Annotated in this window: 1 protein-coding gene; it reads right to left on the minus strand. The window is 45.9% G+C overall.

Annotation, left to right across the window (positions count from 1 at the left end):
- Positions 1 to 251 (minus strand): hypothetical protein (locus Q4528_RS14060; protein WP_303522217.1); only part of this gene is annotated, 251 nt, incomplete at its 3' end.
- Between the last annotated feature and the right edge of the window lie 17 nt (positions 252 to 268).

Here is a 268-nt window from a genome sequence, read left to right on the forward strand (position 1 = left end):
CTTTTCACCAAGTCAAATACACCCAGAGCGGCCTTGTGTTTGTTTGCAGAATCAACCCGAATTTGAAATCGACCATCTGACATTTCCTCAGCCATTTTTGCAAAGCGCTGAACCCCGGTATCTAGCAAAGGAAATTTGGTCGGCCAAGACTCCGCCAGTTTAAGTTTGTACACTTTTCCTTCAGCAGCCACAGCGCTCAAGCTTAAGCAGCTGGTAAGCAATGCTGCAAAGCACAGCAATCCCTTTCTCATTGGTATGTCCTTATATG

It is taken from the genome of Staphylococcus pasteuri, from assembly GCF_030547725.1.
GTDB classification, from domain to species: Bacteria; Bacillota; Bacilli; order Staphylococcales; family Staphylococcaceae; genus Staphylococcus; species Staphylococcus pasteuri.